The organism is Paenibacillus sp. D51F, assembly GCF_053345695.1.
In genome coordinates this window covers 15,790-32,393 of the sequence record NZ_JBKFAO010000011.1, presented here as the reverse complement: position 1 = coordinate 32,393, position 16,604 = coordinate 15,790, and the positions used below count along the sequence as shown (strand labels likewise).

General features: G+C 49.3%; 19 protein-coding genes. 18 read left to right on the top strand and 1 reads right to left on the bottom strand.

The window, feature by feature from the left end:
* The first annotated feature begins 13 nt into the window (after positions 1 to 13).
* From ACLBWT_RS18270 to ACLBWT_RS18250, 5 genes are all read left to right on the top strand, one after another.
* Positions 14 to 328: a hypothetical protein gene (locus ACLBWT_RS18270; protein WP_447664559.1), complete on the top strand. Its 315-nt coding sequence runs from the start codon at positions 14 to 16 to the stop codon at positions 326 to 328.
* 4 nt (positions 329 to 332) lie between these two features.
* Positions 333 to 830 carry a hypothetical protein gene (locus ACLBWT_RS18265; RefSeq protein WP_447664558.1) on the top strand — a complete coding sequence of 166 codons (498 nt, stop codon included), beginning with the start codon at positions 333 to 335 and terminating at the stop codon, positions 828 to 830.
* A 194-nt stretch (positions 831 to 1,024) separates the two neighbouring features.
* Complete coding sequence (locus ACLBWT_RS18260; RefSeq protein WP_447664557.1) at positions 1,025 to 2,215, top strand: hypothetical protein; 1,191 nt, start codon at positions 1,025 to 1,027, stop codon at positions 2,213 to 2,215.
* A 70-nt stretch (positions 2,216 to 2,285) separates the two neighbouring features.
* The gene (locus tag ACLBWT_RS18255) at positions 2,286 to 3,299 is read left to right on the top strand and encodes a TIR domain-containing protein (RefSeq protein WP_447664556.1); all 1,014 of its coding nucleotides are present in this window, start codon (positions 2,286 to 2,288) and stop codon (positions 3,297 to 3,299) included.
* 464 nt (positions 3,300 to 3,763) lie between these two features.
* On the top strand, positions 3,764 to 3,898 hold the full coding sequence (locus ACLBWT_RS18250; RefSeq protein WP_447664555.1) for a hypothetical protein: 135 nt from the start codon (positions 3,764 to 3,766) through the stop codon (positions 3,896 to 3,898).
* A gap of 285 nt (positions 3,899 to 4,183) precedes the next feature.
* Here ACLBWT_RS18250 and ACLBWT_RS18245 read toward each other — a convergent pair whose 3' ends face one another.
* A complete protein-coding gene (locus tag ACLBWT_RS18245; protein ID WP_447664554.1) occupies positions 4,184 to 4,372 on the bottom strand; it encodes a hypothetical protein in 189 nt (62 codons plus the stop codon).
* Between the two features lie 254 nt (positions 4,373 to 4,626).
* Between ACLBWT_RS18245 and ACLBWT_RS18240 the strand changes: the two genes are divergently transcribed.
* The 13 genes from ACLBWT_RS18240 to ACLBWT_RS18180 all read left to right on the top strand — a co-directional run bounded on the left by ACLBWT_RS18240 (position 4,627) and on the right by ACLBWT_RS18180 (position 16,513).
* Positions 4,627 to 5,034 (top strand): DNA cytosine methyltransferase, encoded by a 408-nt coding sequence (locus tag ACLBWT_RS18240; protein ID WP_447664553.1) that lies wholly within the window; start codon positions 4,627 to 4,629, stop codon positions 5,032 to 5,034.
* Between the two features lie 398 nt (positions 5,035 to 5,432).
* Positions 5,433 to 5,723: a hypothetical protein gene (locus ACLBWT_RS18235; RefSeq protein WP_447664552.1), complete on the top strand. Its 291-nt coding sequence runs from the start codon at positions 5,433 to 5,435 to the stop codon at positions 5,721 to 5,723.
* A 227-nt stretch (positions 5,724 to 5,950) separates the two neighbouring features.
* Positions 5,951 to 6,775 carry a class I SAM-dependent methyltransferase gene (locus tag ACLBWT_RS18230; protein WP_447664551.1) on the top strand — a complete coding sequence of 275 codons (825 nt, stop codon included), beginning with the start codon at positions 5,951 to 5,953 and terminating at the stop codon, positions 6,773 to 6,775.
* Positions 6,776 to 7,046: 271 nt separating this feature from the next.
* The gene (locus ACLBWT_RS18225; protein WP_447664550.1) at positions 7,047 to 7,247 is read left to right on the top strand and encodes a hypothetical protein; all 201 of its coding nucleotides are present in this window, start codon (positions 7,047 to 7,049) and stop codon (positions 7,245 to 7,247) included.
* Positions 7,248 to 7,392: 145 nt separating this feature from the next.
* Positions 7,393 to 7,836, top strand: coding sequence for an LPD11 domain-containing protein (locus tag ACLBWT_RS18220; protein ID WP_447664549.1), 444 nt, complete (start codon positions 7,393 to 7,395; stop codon positions 7,834 to 7,836).
* Positions 7,837 to 7,994: 158 nt separating this feature from the next.
* Positions 7,995 to 8,873 (top strand): hypothetical protein, encoded by an 879-nt coding sequence (locus ACLBWT_RS18215; protein ID WP_447664548.1) that lies wholly within the window; start codon positions 7,995 to 7,997, stop codon positions 8,871 to 8,873.
* 86 nt (positions 8,874 to 8,959) lie between these two features.
* Positions 8,960 to 9,397, top strand: coding sequence for a hypothetical protein (locus ACLBWT_RS18210; protein WP_447664547.1), 438 nt, complete (start codon positions 8,960 to 8,962; stop codon positions 9,395 to 9,397).
* Positions 9,381 to 9,737 carry a hypothetical protein gene (locus ACLBWT_RS18205; RefSeq protein ID WP_447664546.1) on the top strand — a complete coding sequence of 119 codons (357 nt, stop codon included), beginning with the start codon at positions 9,381 to 9,383 and terminating at the stop codon, positions 9,735 to 9,737. Before ACLBWT_RS18210 ends, ACLBWT_RS18205 begins: the two co-directional genes overlap by 17 nt.
* A gap of 94 nt (positions 9,738 to 9,831) precedes the next feature.
* Positions 9,832 to 11,271, top strand: a complete 1,440-nt coding sequence (locus ACLBWT_RS18200; protein WP_447664545.1) for a DNA cytosine methyltransferase — start codon at positions 9,832 to 9,834, stop codon at positions 11,269 to 11,271.
* A 91-nt stretch (positions 11,272 to 11,362) separates the two neighbouring features.
* Positions 11,363 to 11,887 (top strand): hypothetical protein, encoded by a 525-nt coding sequence (locus ACLBWT_RS18195; RefSeq protein ID WP_447664544.1) that lies wholly within the window; start codon positions 11,363 to 11,365, stop codon positions 11,885 to 11,887.
* A 928-nt stretch (positions 11,888 to 12,815) separates the two neighbouring features.
* Positions 12,816 to 14,144, top strand: a complete 1,329-nt coding sequence (locus ACLBWT_RS18190; RefSeq protein WP_447664543.1) for a replication initiation protein — start codon at positions 12,816 to 12,818, stop codon at positions 14,142 to 14,144.
* Positions 14,145 to 14,404: 260 nt separating this feature from the next.
* Complete coding sequence (locus tag ACLBWT_RS18185; RefSeq protein WP_447664542.1) at positions 14,405 to 14,665, top strand: hypothetical protein; 261 nt, start codon at positions 14,405 to 14,407, stop codon at positions 14,663 to 14,665.
* Entirely contained in the window at positions 14,666 to 16,513 is a 1,848-nt protein-coding gene (locus tag ACLBWT_RS18180; protein ID WP_447664541.1) for a phosphoadenosine phosphosulfate reductase domain-containing protein, read from the top strand.
* The last annotated feature ends 91 nt before the right edge of the window (positions 16,514 to 16,604 follow it).

Here is a 16,604-nt window from a genome sequence, read left to right as displayed (position 1 = left end):
GGGGGTATTTGGAATGAAACAAACAGGATCCTATTCGCTTCATGCTGTCGGCACGCAGGTTGTCCTCCGCTCCGGATGGAACGCGGATTCAAGGAGTCTTGTCGGGAAGTTAGGAAAAGTCGTCTATTGGAAGCCTGCAACCGTGTTCGAGAATCCGAACCGGAACAAAGTGGTGTTCGATGACGGCAGCTATGTCATTTGCGATCCGGACTTGCTGCGGCCTCGCCTGCTGGATATCGCCGCGGCCGAGCTACGCAGCGCCGTATCCAAAGGATTCCGCGCTTACCAGGCGATCCGTTCCCGGGTTCTCAGCAACGTAGGAAACTAACCCTATGGCTGACGTTCATCAAATCGATTTATTCGTGTACCTGCAGGAGATCGAGGAGCAGGAGGCCGCTCGGCAACCCGCTCCCGCTCCGGTACCGACAAAACCGATCATGGTGCGGACTCCCTTCCTGAAACGGTTGGGAGCCGCACTGTCCTGGTTTTGGATTGTCACCCATAACGTGTTCGGTCTTGCCCGCTGGGTGAACGTCTACACGGTCACACGCTGTTTTGGCGGCAGGGAAGCGGGCGGTTGGTACTATTTAAGGTATGAGTGCGAGAAATCGCGTCAGGTTGGCTTATGGGAGGCGTACATGCTCCGCATGAAGTGGCTGGAACAGTATTCTAGTCTACGGTGGGGGGACATTCGTTCAAAAAACGGCGGACAGGACGTTTTGGTGTGCATCGAGCCCCGGAAGGCAGCGCGCCGCACACTTCGTACACCCCGTTATGACGAATACGCCGATCAAGCCATTCCTTATGCGCTCGTCCAGGGAGGAAATTAGAGACGAAGAACGTAAAAACGCCGGCTCTGCCGGTACTGGATACGTTCATTACGATGACTCTCGTTACAGGCGAGGAAGTCATTTGATAAGTTCAGGAGTTTGACTTCCAAGAGAAAGGGACAGTCAGGGAAAATAAGGACCAACAAGGAGGGAAGCTCCGCTGTAACCATCGGCGGGGATTCCCGCCTGGTTGCATGAGCAAAAAGATGAATCATTTTCACATTAAGGCTGCGGCCAAGGAGAGAGCATTCCTTCGGAAATTCGGTAAAGAGGGCTACGGCTACACCTTCTATACCGTCAAGGAGCAGCGGCCCAATGTCATCCAGAAGGTCACGAAGGATTATATCTACGTGACTACCGAGAAGAGCCAACGGCCCAATCGGATTCCTCGTTCGAGTTTACGGCGGGCACTTGCCTTTCTCTTTTATCGCCGGGTAACGACCCTCAAGGCGCTGATCCGAATCAATTCCTTCTCAAGCGCACTGGCCGGTCTGATCAAGGTGATCATGAGCGATATCTGCAGAGTCACCGAAACGAAAACGAAGGCGGTTCGTCTAAGCCTAAGCGGGCTGCGTTTCATATTTAGCGGCGTCAGCAAAGGGAAAGATGACGTGCGAATAGTGAAGCAAAATGGAGGCCAGTTTATTCTCCTGAATTACTTCAATATCCGCAATGACCTATCCGACAGCTGGAAAGGCAATTTGCGGGAGCTTGGGTTCGATTCTTATAAGTCTGTGATTTTGGATCCAGGAGAAAAAAGTTTTTTTGAAGCCATCAAGAAGGGGCATTCGCCAAAGCCCGTTGATCTTCACGCCTACGGGGAATTTGTGAAAGCCCATTCTGACGTGATCTATCAGTTTCTCACGGCCGATGTGATAGGCGACCCCGTAAAGACACGCGAAAACACTTTGTATCTCGAAAGGGAAGTCGGCCGCAAACCGATACCGGTATTTCACGTTCAGAATTCCCTTGATGTGCTGGAGGAAATGATCGCCGAGGATCATGACGTAATCGCCATTGGCGGTTCCGTCTTTGTCAGTCGGCAGGAGCGGGAGCGGGTATTCGCTGAAATCTTTAAACGCTTCGGCGACCGTGCGAATTTCCATGCTCTCGGTGTCGGGACAATCGAGCTCCTGCTGCAGCATCCCTGGTTTTCGGCAGATGCAAGTACATGGTTGAACGGCCGCATCTTCCGCAAGTTAATCACCCTCGCGGGGGTTGTGCCGGCGCCGCGGTGGATGTCGAGCGAGGAAGCACTTGGATTTAACGTGCGAACACTCGCTTCATTGGAAGGGCGATATTCTGAGCTTCAGATGAATTTCGATCTGCTTCCGCCAGGTCCTTCATCCGGTATAGGGGGAGATGGAGAATTTTGCCCTTTATGATTAGAAATCTGTATACTTAAGATGCTGGCGCGGTCATCGTAATTTATACCTTTTAAGGGGTTATAAAAAAATGACAATGAATAGAAAACCTAGAGCTTTTATTGGTAGCTCGAGAGAAGCGATCCCATATGCTAAAGAGATTGCCGCGGCTCTTGAACGAGTGATCGAGGTTAATTCCTGGTATGCCAGCACGTTTGAAGCTAACGATTATACAATGGAAGCACTAGATCGAGAGCTCAATGCGAATGATTTTGGTATATTTGTCTTTGCAGCTGACGATGTTGCCACCATTCGTAATCAAACTCATTTTGTTACTCGAGATAATACCTTGTTTGAGATGGGATTATTTTGGGGGAGACTTGGTCGTAGACGGGTTTTTTGCATCCTTCCTCAGACGGTGCCGCCTAGTCAGGACGGCGAAACTGGCTCTTTTCACCTACCGTCTGATCTTGACGGTCTAACCTTGCTCAAGTATACCGATCATCCGCGCTTGTCCGAATCCGTCCAGACTGCTTGTTCAAGGATTCTGGAGGCGGTTTCCCGTGAAGGTCTCTTCAAGCAAAAACACGAGATTCTTGCGGAAAGCGAAGCTTTAATACAACAGAAAAACAGTGTACTTCAATTCTTTTTCGAGTACCTGAGAAATGTGACGGTTCCCAATCTCGGAGAGCAATACTCTGCCATTGCAGAGGCAATTCGAAACTCCATTTTACCTCCGAACGGTTTTCGGACGACAGGAGCGGCAATTTGGAAACAAATTGATGACGAACATATCGGGCAGGTAGGCGGCAATGTCGGAAGGGGAAAGAAATACCATCTTTCCGCAAATGATGGTAAATTGCCTGAAGAAGAGCAAATTAGCGTTCTAAAGGTATTTGGTACCAAAGACTGGACCTTTTTCAGTCGACGGCAGATTGCTGACGTGCATATCCTATGTTATTCTTTAGGTATGGAGCATGTACTTTCCGTCCATTTTTCTGGAAATCGTGGACTTGAAGCTGAACATGTGAAGGAGATTGTCGAGGATAATGATGATTTGCTGCTTACCATTAAAGACTTGATTGGAGGGATTCGAAATGAGTAAACGTCCTGGAAAGAGTACGGTCCGAGGTACATTCGGATCCAACAAAGGCCATCGTCTCAAGGGTCAAGCAGGATCATGGGTACTTGGCAAAGACGGTCATGTAAAAACCCATTACCGCGGAAGTGCTTGGCCTGGAGTATTGAGTAAAAATGTCTCTACGGTTCAACAATCAGTGCGAGTTTTCGTAGGGCCCTCTGTAGAAGGGGCAGATGTGGAGTACATCGAAATTGTGAGCGGCAAGGTTTCCGATCGGAAGCCATCCTTCGCTCGATAATGACAAACGCATAGCCGAGGCTATGCGCTTTGTTTTTTAATGACTTACGCCGGCAACACAAAGAATCTGAATCTGATGCCAGCATTCAATAGGTTCGCGGGGAGCAGATGAATTTGTAGTCTCTCAACCGAGGCCAGCCAACCAAGAGGGGAAACTACATGCCACTATTCTCTTGCTAAGGATGAATAGGATGAAAGATAAAAAAATCGTTCCATTTTGCCCAAAACCCGTTCCCTTAAAGGATCGTTCGCAAAAAGAAATCATTGAAGAACGCCGTGAAAAAAGAGACGCGATACTCAAAAAGCTCCGTCGAAAAGAAAAATAGACGGACGCGCCCGGCCAACCACCTCTTGTCCACGTGACAGGAGGTTTTTTGTCTCAACGGTTGCCATAATTTTTACGCTAAGTCGCAATTGTAGGACCCGGGCGGCGTAATCCCCCGCCACGTTCAAAGGGGGAGAGGAAAGGACGAGGACTGCCACACACGGACTCCCACCGGGTGCCTACACTGCCAAGCAAAGAAGAAGCCACGCAAAGGCTCCGTGGCTCTGATCCGTCGAAACGGATATACTAGAAGGTGTGACGTGCTGGTTGCGCCCAGCTCGCCACATTATGCTTCGCTAGAAGTAGTCTTAGAAGCCATCTGCTTGCCGGCGGTGGCTTCTTCTTCGTTGTTCCTGCGCTTTTTGGTTTCTATGCGCACCATGAAAATGGTCTTGGCGACATAGTATAGCTTGTCTGCATGGTCAACGACCCATTGCAGAGCATGCCCTAGAAACTGCATCAGAGGATTCAACATGTGCATCTTCTCCTTTCGTTTTAAGATTCGGTTTACCCCCCATGTAGAGTAGACCAGTTTTCTTTTTTCCTATCACCGCAAATCTATCACCCCCTCAAATTTACCGGACAAAGTTACCACACATCCGAGCAAATATCCATTAACTAATGAAATGACCGATATAAGCTTCCGAAGCGCTGGCGTTTGCCAATTTAGCAAAAATACATTTCCGGGCAGATCGCAATTACACCCTGGTTAAGCCGAAGGACGTGCGTATGGCGGCGCTGGTGGCCTCGTACAGCAAGGAAGAGGTGACAAGCTCCTATCTGTCTTACCCCGACCACACGAACCTGTGGAGGCCATTTACGTCCGAGGAGATTTCACGCATTTTGGATATCCCCGACGACTTCTTCTTTCCGGAGGACATTGCCGAAACGAAGCGGACGTACATGCTTGGTAACTCGGTGGACTGCCGGGTGGTGAAAGCGATCGGTATTGAAGCTGCTTTTCACCTGATGATGGACCGACTTGCAGAACGGCACAATCCGGTTTCGATGAGAAACAAGCCTTCCCGCTCCCGAACGAAGGGAAGAGGAGAAGCTGTTGTTATCGCTGGACAGCAACGATCAGTATTCATTCAGCATCGGGGCATAGAAACGAAGCTCGGAGAAGGGGCGTATTGAATATCAAGGTGACCAAGAGGAAGAGGTCAAGGCATTGTAAAAACGAAAGCGACTGTTCGGCGTCGGCCGGCAGTCGCTTTTTTGTTCGGAACAAGACTTTATTGTATCGGGAACTGAACTTTATTGTACAGGGAAGAACAACACTTTATCGTAATGAGCAGGCCGGATTCCGTTGTCTGGAAATGGAGGGGTTGACTCCCAAGAGCGGGCTGTGCCATGTTCGGACGGAACAAGACTTTATTGTATCGGGAACTGAACTTTATTGTACAGAGAAGAACAACACTTTATTGTAATGAGCTGGCCGGATTCCGTTGTCTGGAAATGGAGGGGTTGACTCCCAAGAGCGGGCTGTGCCATAATGGTCAAAGAAAGTCAAAGTCAAAGGAGATGGTATTGTGATGAACGCACTTCGGATTGAACATGGAGTTAGGACCGCTTTAGGCGTTGATGATCGCTTCTTGCTCGGAGGGCTGGTGGATGCCGGGTCGATACTTGCGGGCTCCGCATTTACGGTAGCGCTGGCTGCCCTTACCCCCAGCTACGGAGAGTGGAGAGAAGCGGTTGAGGCGTTTGCAAGTCGAAATAGTCATCTTGTCGGGCATCGTTTCACCAATGACGATGAAATTCGTTCATTTACCCAAGACTTCATTCAAACGCTTCAACATGTCGGCGTCCTTGAACCAAGTTAAGCCCGAGAGAGACTACCCCGGTTGTTTTGCGGGAAGTCTCTCTAATGCTCCTTAAGACATCCGGAGGCACAGGGGAGAGCAATTACATTCCCACCACCCACACGCAGCCTACGCCGATTAATCCGCTCGTTTCATCTCCGGAAGCACTGTAACGATGTGCCAGCAAGCGACGATCCAGGGTGGTAGTAGGTACTAATGTGTACAATATTGATAGTGGAGTGTTGAAAATGTCCAAATTGGAAAAAATAAGGGATGCCGTAAATTTGCAAAAGAGTGAATATGCAAATACGTGGTCCTCTGATGCACAGAATTATAGAAAAAATAATGACTATGCCTGGATGGGGTCATTTATTGAGGGCTGTAGGACCGTTGTTGAAATTGGAACGGGTGATGGTTCTAGTACGCTTTCTCTTCTCGAGACCGGACATGTTGTGATAGGCATTGATGAAAATCTTGAATGCTTAAAGAAGACCTATGATACACTAAAAAAGGCTGGACGCTCTGTTAAGCTATTGCATAGAGGGAACTTAAAAACAACAATGACCGGCTATAAAATGGAGTACAAGCGTTTAAAATCAGAAATTCCGGAATCTGGGGCATTGTTGATTGAAGGAGATATTATTAACGATCCCTTTTTAGAGGAATGGCTGGAACAAAATAAGCCCTTTGATGCGATGGTATGCTGGCTTATAGGATCTCATGGTGTCAGAGCTCTTAATGATGCAGTGAAGGCAGAAACTCCAGGAACTTACCGAAGTCATGTCCAGAATAAAGTGTATGAGGTTGCAGATATAGTCTTGAGAGAAAAAGGCATCCTACATATCGTGGATCGAATAAAAAAACCAAGTAATGAGGAGGAGCAAATGATTTTGGATTCACATGAGGAACAAGCAAGTGTGACAAGTCTGAAGGTATCGAATCTGGATATCAGGGAGCAACCTCATTTCGAGTTGGGGAAAGAATCAATGAAATTAGGCTCAGCCCTTGCAAGCGGATCGACATCAGAGAAAGTTGACCTTGTACTTGCCTCTATTTTATCTGTAAAGCAATGACAGTTTTGCCTTGATAAAGAATCAGTCGTTGTTTGGGCCGCCATGGGCGGCTTTTCCTTTATTTACAGGCTGCCGGACCTTGGGGTATAATTTTATTACTACTAATCAACACAAAGTTTTCCATCCAGTCTCTTTTTCTGGTATGGAGGGAGCCGCTTTTTAAGCGAATAAGAACTGGGTTTAATCAAGGAGACCATTGGAACATACGGGATACGTATGTTCTTTTTGCGTCTCCTTTTTTTTATGCCTAAAAACAAGGAGGATGGAACCCATGGAATTTGATGATCCGATTCCGGAATTCAATGAGGCGCAAATGCTTCGACTTGTGCAGAAGGACCGTTACCTGACGTTCGTGTTCAAGGATTTGATCAGCAAGGGCAGCTCGGAATCCGACGTCCTGCAGGTCTTGTTCAACAGCAATGTGATCGGGGATTCGGTCTTTACGGCGGAATACGAGGCATGCGCCGAATGACTAGACGAAGCCTGCATTGAGACATAACTGGAACGGCGACGAGCTTGCTCCAACCGACCAGTGGGGGAAGAGACCGGCGAGCGCAGTTCCGATCTCTACTTGAGTGGGCATACCGTTTGAAAACGAACGAATGGAGCTGGTAGATATGAAAACCAATGAAAATGTAAGAACGATGGAATATGTCGGAGTTGACGACTGGGACAGGCCCGTTTATAAGTGCATCGAAACGGGTTCGCTTTGGAAGGACATAGAGCTTGGCAAGTGCGATATGCCCGTATTGTATAGCTGTGGGAACGTGTTTGACGGCGAACCTTCTTCGCCCATCAAGAGCGACTTAGTTGTGGTGTTCAAGACGAAATACGTAGAGAACCCGCACCGCTTCAACTACATGATGTTGAACCGCCTGCAGAGCGATTGTGAATACTTCCTTGGATACGGGAACCGAAACAAGAACTGTCTGTGCGGCGGGAGCGCAAAGGAGCACATTGAGAAGATGAAGGAGCTTCATAATTCGTTCCCTGAAGGGGAAAAACCGGAATGGCTGACATACGAAGGCATTCTTGAATACGAAAATCGAATGAGCGAATAGGCTAGAATTCCGAAAGTCGATTTTCGTTTCTGGTAAATAAAAGGAGTAATTTTCAGTATGAGAATGCTTCTTTTTTGTTAGACCCGCTGCACCGGGGGATTGTACCAAATCCTTCCCCGGTGCAGGCGGGGGAGCATTTCAGGGAGGCAATTTGGATTATGAAACAATCGACCAGCAAGTTTACGATTCTCTGTTCCTGTTCACAAGCGACGTGTCCGCAATGCGGGGGTCGTGGTGTTATCGCCATCGGAAACATCACCTTCAAGGAAATGCAGGAAGGCATCCTTTATTCCGTTAAGGGGCCTTACTACGACAGTTATTCTTTCGACGATGTTCAGCTGAAGCGTGATGCAGATACCCTCACGGTTGCGTTCGTGGAGAACGAAGAAGCGGCCGACAAATTGACGGTGGTATTTAAACTCCCCCTTCTCGACGCATTACGGGAGAATGGGGAAAAGCTGAAGCCGATGTGCGTCGAATCCGAATCCCTCATTGGCTATCTGATGGAGAATCCGAACATGGACGAGTATGATCTCGACACTCTTGTGGAGATCATTGGCCTCGGGGTGGAACAGGCAGAGAGTTGTGCATGCTTGCGGCAATTTGATGCTAAATGGGGGACTTCCTTTTCGAAGATGGTTTCCAGGACCCCGGACAGCCCATTTCCGATTGACCGGGAGTATGTGGATTTGTGCAAATTTGCAGCCGAATTGATAGAAGAGGAAGGCGTTACATTCCACTGGGCACTCAGGCGGTATGAAGAGACCGGCGGTTGCACGGTTCTGGAAGTTCTCTCTGGTGCAGGAAAGACCTTCGACCAGCTTGAGCGGGATGTTAGCCGGCTCAGGCAGAAGGAAACAACCTGCAAGCTCGGCCCCGATTTTCGTGAAATCGATCTTGTCGAGGCCATGAAGCTATTTAAGGAGGGTATTCCCGTCTATGTGGACTGGGAGCGGGTGCACCGCGTAACGAAAGGAACATGGTGTGAGCTTAACGTCAACCATCTGCAGCATGGACAGTGGTTTGTAGAGCTGTGAATTAACGGTTCCAGCTATGTTTCCCCTGCACGGGAGTCAGCCAACATTACGGCTCCCGGTGCAGCGGGAGCATAGGAGCGATTGGGATGAGCATTCTCTTGAACGAAGTTGGTGGCGCCCCACGCGTCAACAATCAGGAGCAATTGGAATACAAGACAATTTGGTGCCGGCTCGAAAATGGCGGCTTTTGGTTATGGCGTTCCCGCCCCGCACATACTGCGGATCGGATCGTCAGCGAGTATAACGAGCTCGTTCAGCCTGGGCGCAGGTACTATGCGTTCCCCCAAGGGTTTGACCCGATTATCCTTGGCACTCATGATTTTTCGCTTGTTGTGGTCCAGTCGATCGAGGATCATCTATTGCATCCGGGTGACGATGTTTACCGGCGCATGAAAGAGCAGGTACTCGAAATCGCTATCCTTTGCCATGGCATGACTCGGGCAGAAGTCGAGACCATTGAGCGAGAATTTGCCGAAGTATTCAGTCGGTCGAAAGGGGCGGGTTTCATTGGCACAGGAGATTGAGGTACAAATCAGGATCCGCGTATCCGACGAACAACTGCAGGCGGCCGATATGACCGCGCAGGAATTCGCGGAAAACATGGTTCTTTTCGAGCATGGTTTTGATATCCCGTCCGTTGCGCTATCGCAAGGGGAGCGGGTAACCGACCCTGTGGCGCGGTGGGATGCGGCGATTGTGAAAGCAGCCGTCGTCACGCCACCCGTCAGTCCTGGGTGCATCGAAGGGGAAATGGATCTTGCGCTAAAGCGTATCGTTGAGCGTGAAGGACGGTTCAGTCAGGCGTTTAGCGTCTTTGCTCGAGAGAGGCACCCTGACCAGCTTAAATGGGTGATTGCAGAGTAAACCGACAGGTAATTCAAACTCATAACACGGAAGGAGGAAGTCCCTCGGCAGCATTCGGGGGATTTCCCCCGATCCTGCTATGGGATATCCGAACATGAATAAAGCCAAATTGCTTCTCCAGAAGGTCTACACGGTCTCCAGCAAGCATGAAAAACCGCGCCTCTGGCTTCAAAGCCTTGTCTGCGAAGCAGCAGGCTTCAAGCCGGGGGGAGACCTGTATGTGCTCGTCAATGAGGATGACAAGACAATCACCATCCAGAACAAACCGTATTCGGACGACTCTGACAATGTGCATGAGGTCAGCGTGTCGTCCCGTATGAACCGTGTCAGCGGGCAGCCGCGGCCGCTCGTCGATACTTGCGGCGATCGGTATTCGACCATTCTCTGCATCCAGGAGAAAATCGAGATTTCCGTTTACCGCAATGACGGAGAGGGGAAAGTGGTTGTTCGCCCGCTCCGGTTCAAGATGTTTGAGACGGTTACGGTTGAAAGTCCTGCTGATGAGCGCCTGCGTCTTCTCTCTATCTGTGCTGGAAGTGGAATAGGGTCTAGCATGTTCTGTGATACACAGTATTTCACCCAAACGATGGAGGTCGAGATCGAGGAGGACAGCGCCGAGGTCTTGAAGCACAATTTCCCGAACAGCTTTCTCTTTAACGGGGATTTGCGGGACTGTAATACGGTAGCGAAGGCTGACGTTGCGTTCGTCTCGCTTAGTTGCACAGAATTTAGTAGCCTCGGAGACGGCGGGGAATCGTATTTTGATAACCTTGTTCTCGGGACTTACAAAATTCTGAAAGCTGCTGAATGCCGGGCCATTTTCTTCGAGAATGTCCCGAGCTTCTTCCAATCCAGGACCTACAATGACCTGCGGGAACTGCTCAGTAATGACTACCCGTATGTAGTGGGGCCGATCCAGCTGGAAAGTCACGACTTCGGCAGCATTGCCCTGCGGAACCGGTCTTATGCGGTGTATTTTCAGGAGAAGGAAGATTTTGATCTTTTCCGTGTCCCGAAACCGCCGACCGTCCGCCATCGCAAACTAAAGGAGTTTCTTGACCCGCGCTCTACAGTTCATGATTGGAAGAGCCTGGATAAGTGGATGGACAGCTTCAGCAAGAAGGCCGAGAAGGATAACGCGTGGGCCGACCGCAATTTGGACAAAACCTTCGTCGATGAGAATGCGTCGGTCATTCAATGTATTGCAAGGCGGTACAGAAGTTATTCGGCGAGCAACAGCTATGTCTTGAATGAGGACAAAACGCAATGGCGGTTTTTGACCGTCAGCGAGCTGCGACGGATCTTTTCGATTCCGGATTGGTTCTCTTGGCCGGCACACACCCCGATTACCCGGATTTACGAGCAAATTGGTCAGTCGTGCTGTGGGCGCGTGATAAAATCCTTCAGTAATGAGCTCGCGACCGTCTTCTTTCGGCGTTTTGCCAAAGAAAATGCGATTAAAAAGAAGAAGGAGAATGAACCGTTTGCGTTTTCACTTGACCAGTCAGGTCAGATCGGATTCTTGATCTCGTAAGGTAATAAATAGTTTCGCTCCCGTCGCGGGGAGGATAATCTTTGACTTCCCCCGCGGCGTGTACGGGAAGTCTCTAAGGAGCGAACGGTACATGGAGGAACAACAGAATACAGCTTTACCTGAACTGGCAGCGATGGGGTTATGGACACCTCGTGCAGAGGTGTTATGCTTCGATTGTCACGGCAATACGTTTTATCGAGGCTTTGGCGAAAGCTTGGTGCTCGATGAGGCTGAGATGGCGGAAAAAAACACCCCGGTTCCGGTAAAAGAGTGGAATCGGATCACTTCATGCAACAAGTGCAGTCGGCTGATCCAGCTCGATGACAGCATTGCTGCTGAGCATAACCTTGTAGTCGTGCTGCGTGAAGCGGGTATGGATGCTGAAATGCACCAAACGGGCGGTATGAACAGTGCATGCGGTATCAACCTCATAAACGGCGGTTACCATCTTGTTACTTATAACTGGGACGGCGATGGCTGCTATGTGGTTGCAGAATTCGATTCGGAAGACACTTGGATTAATGATCCTAACTATTTCGTAACGGATTCATATGATGAAATGGTAGCGTACATCAAGTCGTTGGTTAAAGTGAAGCGGATAGAAAAGGAAGGGTAATTGAACAGACGGCTCCGGGGGATTTCCTCGGAGTCGTTTTTTAGTTATCCACAATTCTCCTATTCTATCACTCTATGTTTCTTTTCTTTATTACATATATATTATTGTTTTAATACTGTTTAACTTGTTAAAGTATCTTGGATGCCTTACCACAGAAGGCTTTAGAGCCCTCTATGTCCGGTTGTACGGAACCAAATGTCCGTATAAAGGGGACGGTATGTCCGAGCTAACGGAATGTGATGTCCTGTTAATAGAGGTGTAATGTCCGGAGAAACGGAGCGTAATGTCCGGAGAAACGGAACGGTGTCCGGGAATACGGAATATCATGTCCGGTCAAACGGACTACTGTTCCTAAATACTGGAGCGGGACTATATTCAGAAGCTTTCATATGTCCGGTAAAACGGAACGGATTCGTTAATGTCCGGTAAAACGGGGAGCATGAAGGGGTCTATATATCTCCAATGTCCGGAAAAACGGAACCAGGAGATTGAAAAGTCCGGGAAAACGGGACTCCAGCTGCAAGTTCAAAGCGATATGTCCGGGAAAACGGGGGTATTCTCGGCTCGATCCTCTATTCCTTACCATATTTCATCCGAATAGGAAGTAGAACCCCCCCGTTTTTCAGGACATTTGGATGCACCATAGTTACGGGGGTCCCTTTTTCCGGACATTACGTTGGTTAGCTGCTCCCGAGGTGGTGATAAATGGCCGAAAAATTATTTTCGTTCCGTTTTTCCGGACATATAAGATTCATCTTGAGAGCACAGACATTTCCAGCCGCTTCCTATCGGGCTTCTTTATCCGAAAGCAAGCACAATTACGTTCCGTTTTTCCGGACATATAAATTGCGGCGAATTATGGACCTAATCCTTCCATTTCTCCCTCACAAAAAATCGATTATAGTAGATTTGTAGGGAGGGAACGGATATGAGCGAGCAATCACAGGAACAAGATGAACTGGATGTAGAGGATAACGGCCAATTGGTTTTAAGTATGCCGGAAGCCGTAGAGGCAACCATCAAGGATTACTATTGGGTGAATCAGTCACGGGAGATCATCAACGCGCAGCAGGACCTTGATCTCACTGAACGCCGATTGATCTTTTCTCTTGTATCCCTGGTTCAGCCAGATGATGAGGAATTTAAGACCTATACGGTCTCTATCAAAGACTTGGCAAACCTGATCGGAGTGGAAGGCAAGTCCTTTTATTCGCGAGTTGAAAAGGCGATTGACTCCCTTCAATCCAAACAACTTATACTCTCCCATGATAAAAATACCCGTCAAAAGATCACCTGGGTCCAGAGTGCAACGTACAAGGACGGCGAGGGCAGGGTGACCATTAAGCTGTCTGAGGACTTGGCTCCGTTATTCCGGAATCTTAAAAGAGCCTACACCAAATTCCGCTTGAAGAATGTCATCAAACTGAAGTCGGAATACTCATGGCGGTTGTATGAGATTTTGAAGGAGCGGGAGTTCCGTAAAGAGCGGATCCTGAAAATCAGCGAGCTCCGTCATCTTCTCAACATACCGGATGATAAATACAAAATGCTCAAGCATATCCGGGAATTAATCGAAAATGCACAGCGGGAGCTTGAGGAGAAGACGGATATCAGCTTTACCTATGAGATACATAAACGGGTCGGAAGAACGGTGGATTCGTTCATCTTCCGGATAAGCAAGAACAAAAACAACTTGAACAGCGAACAGGAGATCGCGAATTATGATGCGGAGCGGCTACTGCAGCTGCTTGCCGAGAATGGGATTCATCAGAAAAAGGCGGTTCAACTCGCGAAGACCTATCATCCATTTTATATTGAAGAGAACGTCCGTCATGCCCAGGCGATGAAGATAGGCCAATCGATTCGTAACATGGCAGGGTACATCGTTAAAGCGATCGAGGAGAACTATGCCAATTCGCTTTACGATACCCCGCTGGATGATCCGCTTTTTGGACTCGAACTCGGTAATGTAGAACGGGGGTTTGAAGAGGGGAAGATGGCAGACCTTGAAACGTTGGAGAGTATCGTCCTGAATTTCAAGACGATGCTTAATCGAGCGACCCAAACCGAACCGACCGCTGAACGCCTTGCTCATATCGCGGCCGAGCGTGATGAAATGCTTCTGAATGCTATGTACACGGTTCAGAAGAAACGTAAAAGCCTTCACAAACCTCCGCTGCTGTACGATGATATTTCCGGCAATCCTTATCTCAGAACGATTTATGAGAAATGGGAGAGGTCTCAAAATCCGTTTTAGGAGAGCCCGGTCCCACATGGGACCGGGCTTTTCTGCCTTGGTGGTTGTCACCGCCTCGCAATCCATGGTAAAATTTTGATAATACTAATCAACACAAAATTTTCTTCCGCCGTCCTTTTTTCGGCGAAGATGGAGCCAGCTATTATTAGCTTATAAGAACAGGGTTCAAATTAACAGGAGACCATTTAGAACATACGGGACACGTATGTTTTTTTTGCGTCTGCCTGTTTTTTTGTACCCAAAAATAGGAGGGAATTGGGATGAATCAAGATGGACGCGTTGTGTTGTTGGGTGGGGAGCTGGTTGAATTTTTGGTTTCTTCATCCGGTGGCCGCTTCATCCGGTGCTTCACGGATCCGAGCAGTCATTACGCCGAATATCTCCTTCATACACCGGACGAGCTCCACAAAATCGCTTTTGGTGAGTGCGTGACCGTCGTGCTGCAGGACGGTATGCTTGTCGGTTACTACGAAGGTGAATTATTCGCGAACGACACTTTCAGCTTCGAGGGGGACATTTGAATGGACCGGTATCAGTTCGTAGACAGCAAGAACAAGGTTGCCGTCGCTGGTCGGCTTCGGGATTATAATTTCATCCTGACCGAGGTGTGGGACTTTCTGGAGCGGACCGGCTTTTTGTTCCACGGAGTGATCCGTGATTGGTCGGCCGTTTTCTTCCACGAAACCTTTTTCGTGCTGCATACCTTTTTGAAGGATCAGCCTCAAGAGGACTGCATCCCGCAGGACAGCAACCTGAAATGGGATATGATTTTCGAGCGCGAGACCCAAGCGGCCGCGCTCTTTTCATTCCTGGAGCGGGTCGGCTTCCGGCTGATGATCCCTGTCCAAGCGATGATCGATGCAATGATCGATGATGGAGCCAATTGGCATTATCAGAGCCCGAAGCACAAATTCCAAATGTACTGCTTCCACCCGACCTGCACGCTGCTATTGGAGGTCTATCTGCAGAAGCAGATACCGCCATACGGCGCCCAGGATGAGCCGATGCCGTATCCGGTTGACCGCTGCCAGCCTTTCCTCGACTTTTACGTTGATGAAGTGGATACGGGCAAGCGTGACCGCGTGCGGGTGATCGAAGGGGAAACGCTTGATATTTTGGATGAAGTCGATGAGGAATTGCTTGAAACAACACGGGCAAGGATCAAAAAAATCTACGACGATCACACTCGGATCGGCCTGCTAATGTCAGGAGGCAAGGACTCAAGGACGGTTGCGCAGCTGATGATTGAGCATGCTATCGCCAATCCGGATCCCACGAAGAAGATCATGATTATCACCAGTGATACTTTGGTTGAAAATCCGGGGGTTAAATCGAGCATCCTCGCGCTGCGGGACGCGCTTGCGAAAGCCCTGCCGTGGGTCGAGTATCACATTGTCGAACCGAGGGAAGATCAAACCCTTATGGTCTGCATAATTGGAAAATCTTACCAATCGCCAAGCGCCACCTTCAAGTACTGCGTACGCCGTCTCAAAATCGAGCCGGCACGCGATTTTCTTGAAGCCGTGTTCCTTGCCGAAGGTGCCGAGGAGACCTGCCTTGTCATGGGCAGCCGAGACAATGAGAGTGGAAACCGGAGAAGAAGTTTGGAGAAATTTTTCGGAGACGAGTTTTACGGACATCATCCCGTTGGCAATATCCGGACCTGTAGTCCCATCCGCGACTGGACGAGCCAGGAGGTCGTAACCTACCTTGCTTTTAACCGGGCGCCGTGGAGTAAGTACGGAGCGCGTAACACTGAGCTTCTGCAATTCTACGGCAGCGCGGCAGGGAGCGAATGCCCCCTTGGGGCCGCCGTGGTTAATGACAACGAAGCGATGATGCAATGTGGCAAGTCAGCTAGAACCGGCTGTTATGCTTGCACGATTTCGAATGACCGAAGCATGGGCAACCTGCTCAGCACGTACCCGGAGTATGAGAAATACTACCGGTTCCGAGGAATCCTGAAGGCTATCGCACAGGATATCCGCTACGGCGGGATGGTGGGTTTCCAACGTATCGGTCAGTCGAAAATAGGGCGCGGCATAGGTGATTTGTCGATTGATTGTCGTACTCACATTTTGGAGGCCATGCACGAGCTAGGCATCGAATGGCGCGAGAGCGAGATTCTGACCGCCTACCAGATGGTCCTTCACCGTGAAGAGGTAGAAGGATTCCCTGTTACCGAACGCTTCCGCGAAGCCATATATGCACTTCTCGGGGTTAGCGGCGGTTTCCGCGGCTTGCTGTGTCATCCGGTTTTTGATCCATACGGGACCGGCGTGGATCAGTTTACGGCGGAGGATGCGGCGGCCATCGCACGTATTCAGGCGGCAGAACAGGAGCGGGAGCTTATCGCCTCTGTATTGTAATTAGCCAGTATTCTCAAATTGAACCATAGTTATCCCGGCCAGGCGGGACGGATCTAAACAATCCCCCGCCTGGAAGCGGGGTTCTATGGAG

What these genes read in the sequence shown, in the direction of transcription:
- ACLBWT_RS18270 (WP_447664559.1), top strand. Translation starts at nt 14, where the DNA reads ATGAAACAAACAGGATCCTATTCGCTTCATGCTGTCGGCACGCAGGTT.
- ACLBWT_RS18265 (WP_447664558.1), top strand. Translation starts at nt 333, where the DNA reads ATGGCTGACGTTCATCAAATCGATTTATTCGTGTACCTGCAGGAGATC.
- ACLBWT_RS18260 (WP_447664557.1), top strand. Translation starts at nt 1,025, where the DNA reads ATGAGCAAAAAGATGAATCATTTTCACATTAAGGCTGCGGCCAAGGAG.
- ACLBWT_RS18255 (WP_447664556.1), top strand. Translation starts at nt 2,286, where the DNA reads ATGACAATGAATAGAAAACCTAGAGCTTTTATTGGTAGCTCGAGAGAA.
- ACLBWT_RS18250 (WP_447664555.1), top strand. Translation starts at nt 3,764, where the DNA reads ATGAAAGATAAAAAAATCGTTCCATTTTGCCCAAAACCCGTTCCCTTA.
- ACLBWT_RS18245 (WP_447664554.1), bottom strand. Translation starts at nt 4,372, where the DNA reads ATGTTGAATCCTCTGATGCAGTTTCTAGGGCATGCTCTGCAATGGGTC.
- ACLBWT_RS18240 (WP_447664553.1), top strand. Translation starts at nt 4,627, where the DNA reads ATGGCGGCGCTGGTGGCCTCGTACAGCAAGGAAGAGGTGACAAGCTCC.
- ACLBWT_RS18235 (WP_447664552.1), top strand. Translation starts at nt 5,433, where the DNA reads ATGAACGCACTTCGGATTGAACATGGAGTTAGGACCGCTTTAGGCGTT.
- ACLBWT_RS18230 (WP_447664551.1), top strand. Translation starts at nt 5,951, where the DNA reads ATGTCCAAATTGGAAAAAATAAGGGATGCCGTAAATTTGCAAAAGAGT.
- ACLBWT_RS18225 (WP_447664550.1), top strand. Translation starts at nt 7,047, where the DNA reads ATGGAATTTGATGATCCGATTCCGGAATTCAATGAGGCGCAAATGCTT.
- ACLBWT_RS18220 (WP_447664549.1), top strand. Translation starts at nt 7,393, where the DNA reads ATGAAAACCAATGAAAATGTAAGAACGATGGAATATGTCGGAGTTGAC.
- ACLBWT_RS18215 (WP_447664548.1), top strand. Translation starts at nt 7,995, where the DNA reads ATGAAACAATCGACCAGCAAGTTTACGATTCTCTGTTCCTGTTCACAA.
- ACLBWT_RS18210 (WP_447664547.1), top strand. Translation starts at nt 8,960, where the DNA reads ATGAGCATTCTCTTGAACGAAGTTGGTGGCGCCCCACGCGTCAACAAT.
- ACLBWT_RS18200 (WP_447664545.1), top strand. Translation starts at nt 9,832, where the DNA reads ATGAATAAAGCCAAATTGCTTCTCCAGAAGGTCTACACGGTCTCCAGC.
- ACLBWT_RS18195 (WP_447664544.1), top strand. Translation starts at nt 11,363, where the DNA reads ATGGAGGAACAACAGAATACAGCTTTACCTGAACTGGCAGCGATGGGG.
- ACLBWT_RS18190 (WP_447664543.1), top strand. Translation starts at nt 12,816, where the DNA reads ATGAGCGAGCAATCACAGGAACAAGATGAACTGGATGTAGAGGATAAC.
- ACLBWT_RS18185 (WP_447664542.1), top strand. Translation starts at nt 14,405, where the DNA reads ATGAATCAAGATGGACGCGTTGTGTTGTTGGGTGGGGAGCTGGTTGAA.
- ACLBWT_RS18180 (WP_447664541.1), top strand. Translation starts at nt 14,666, where the DNA reads ATGGACCGGTATCAGTTCGTAGACAGCAAGAACAAGGTTGCCGTCGCT.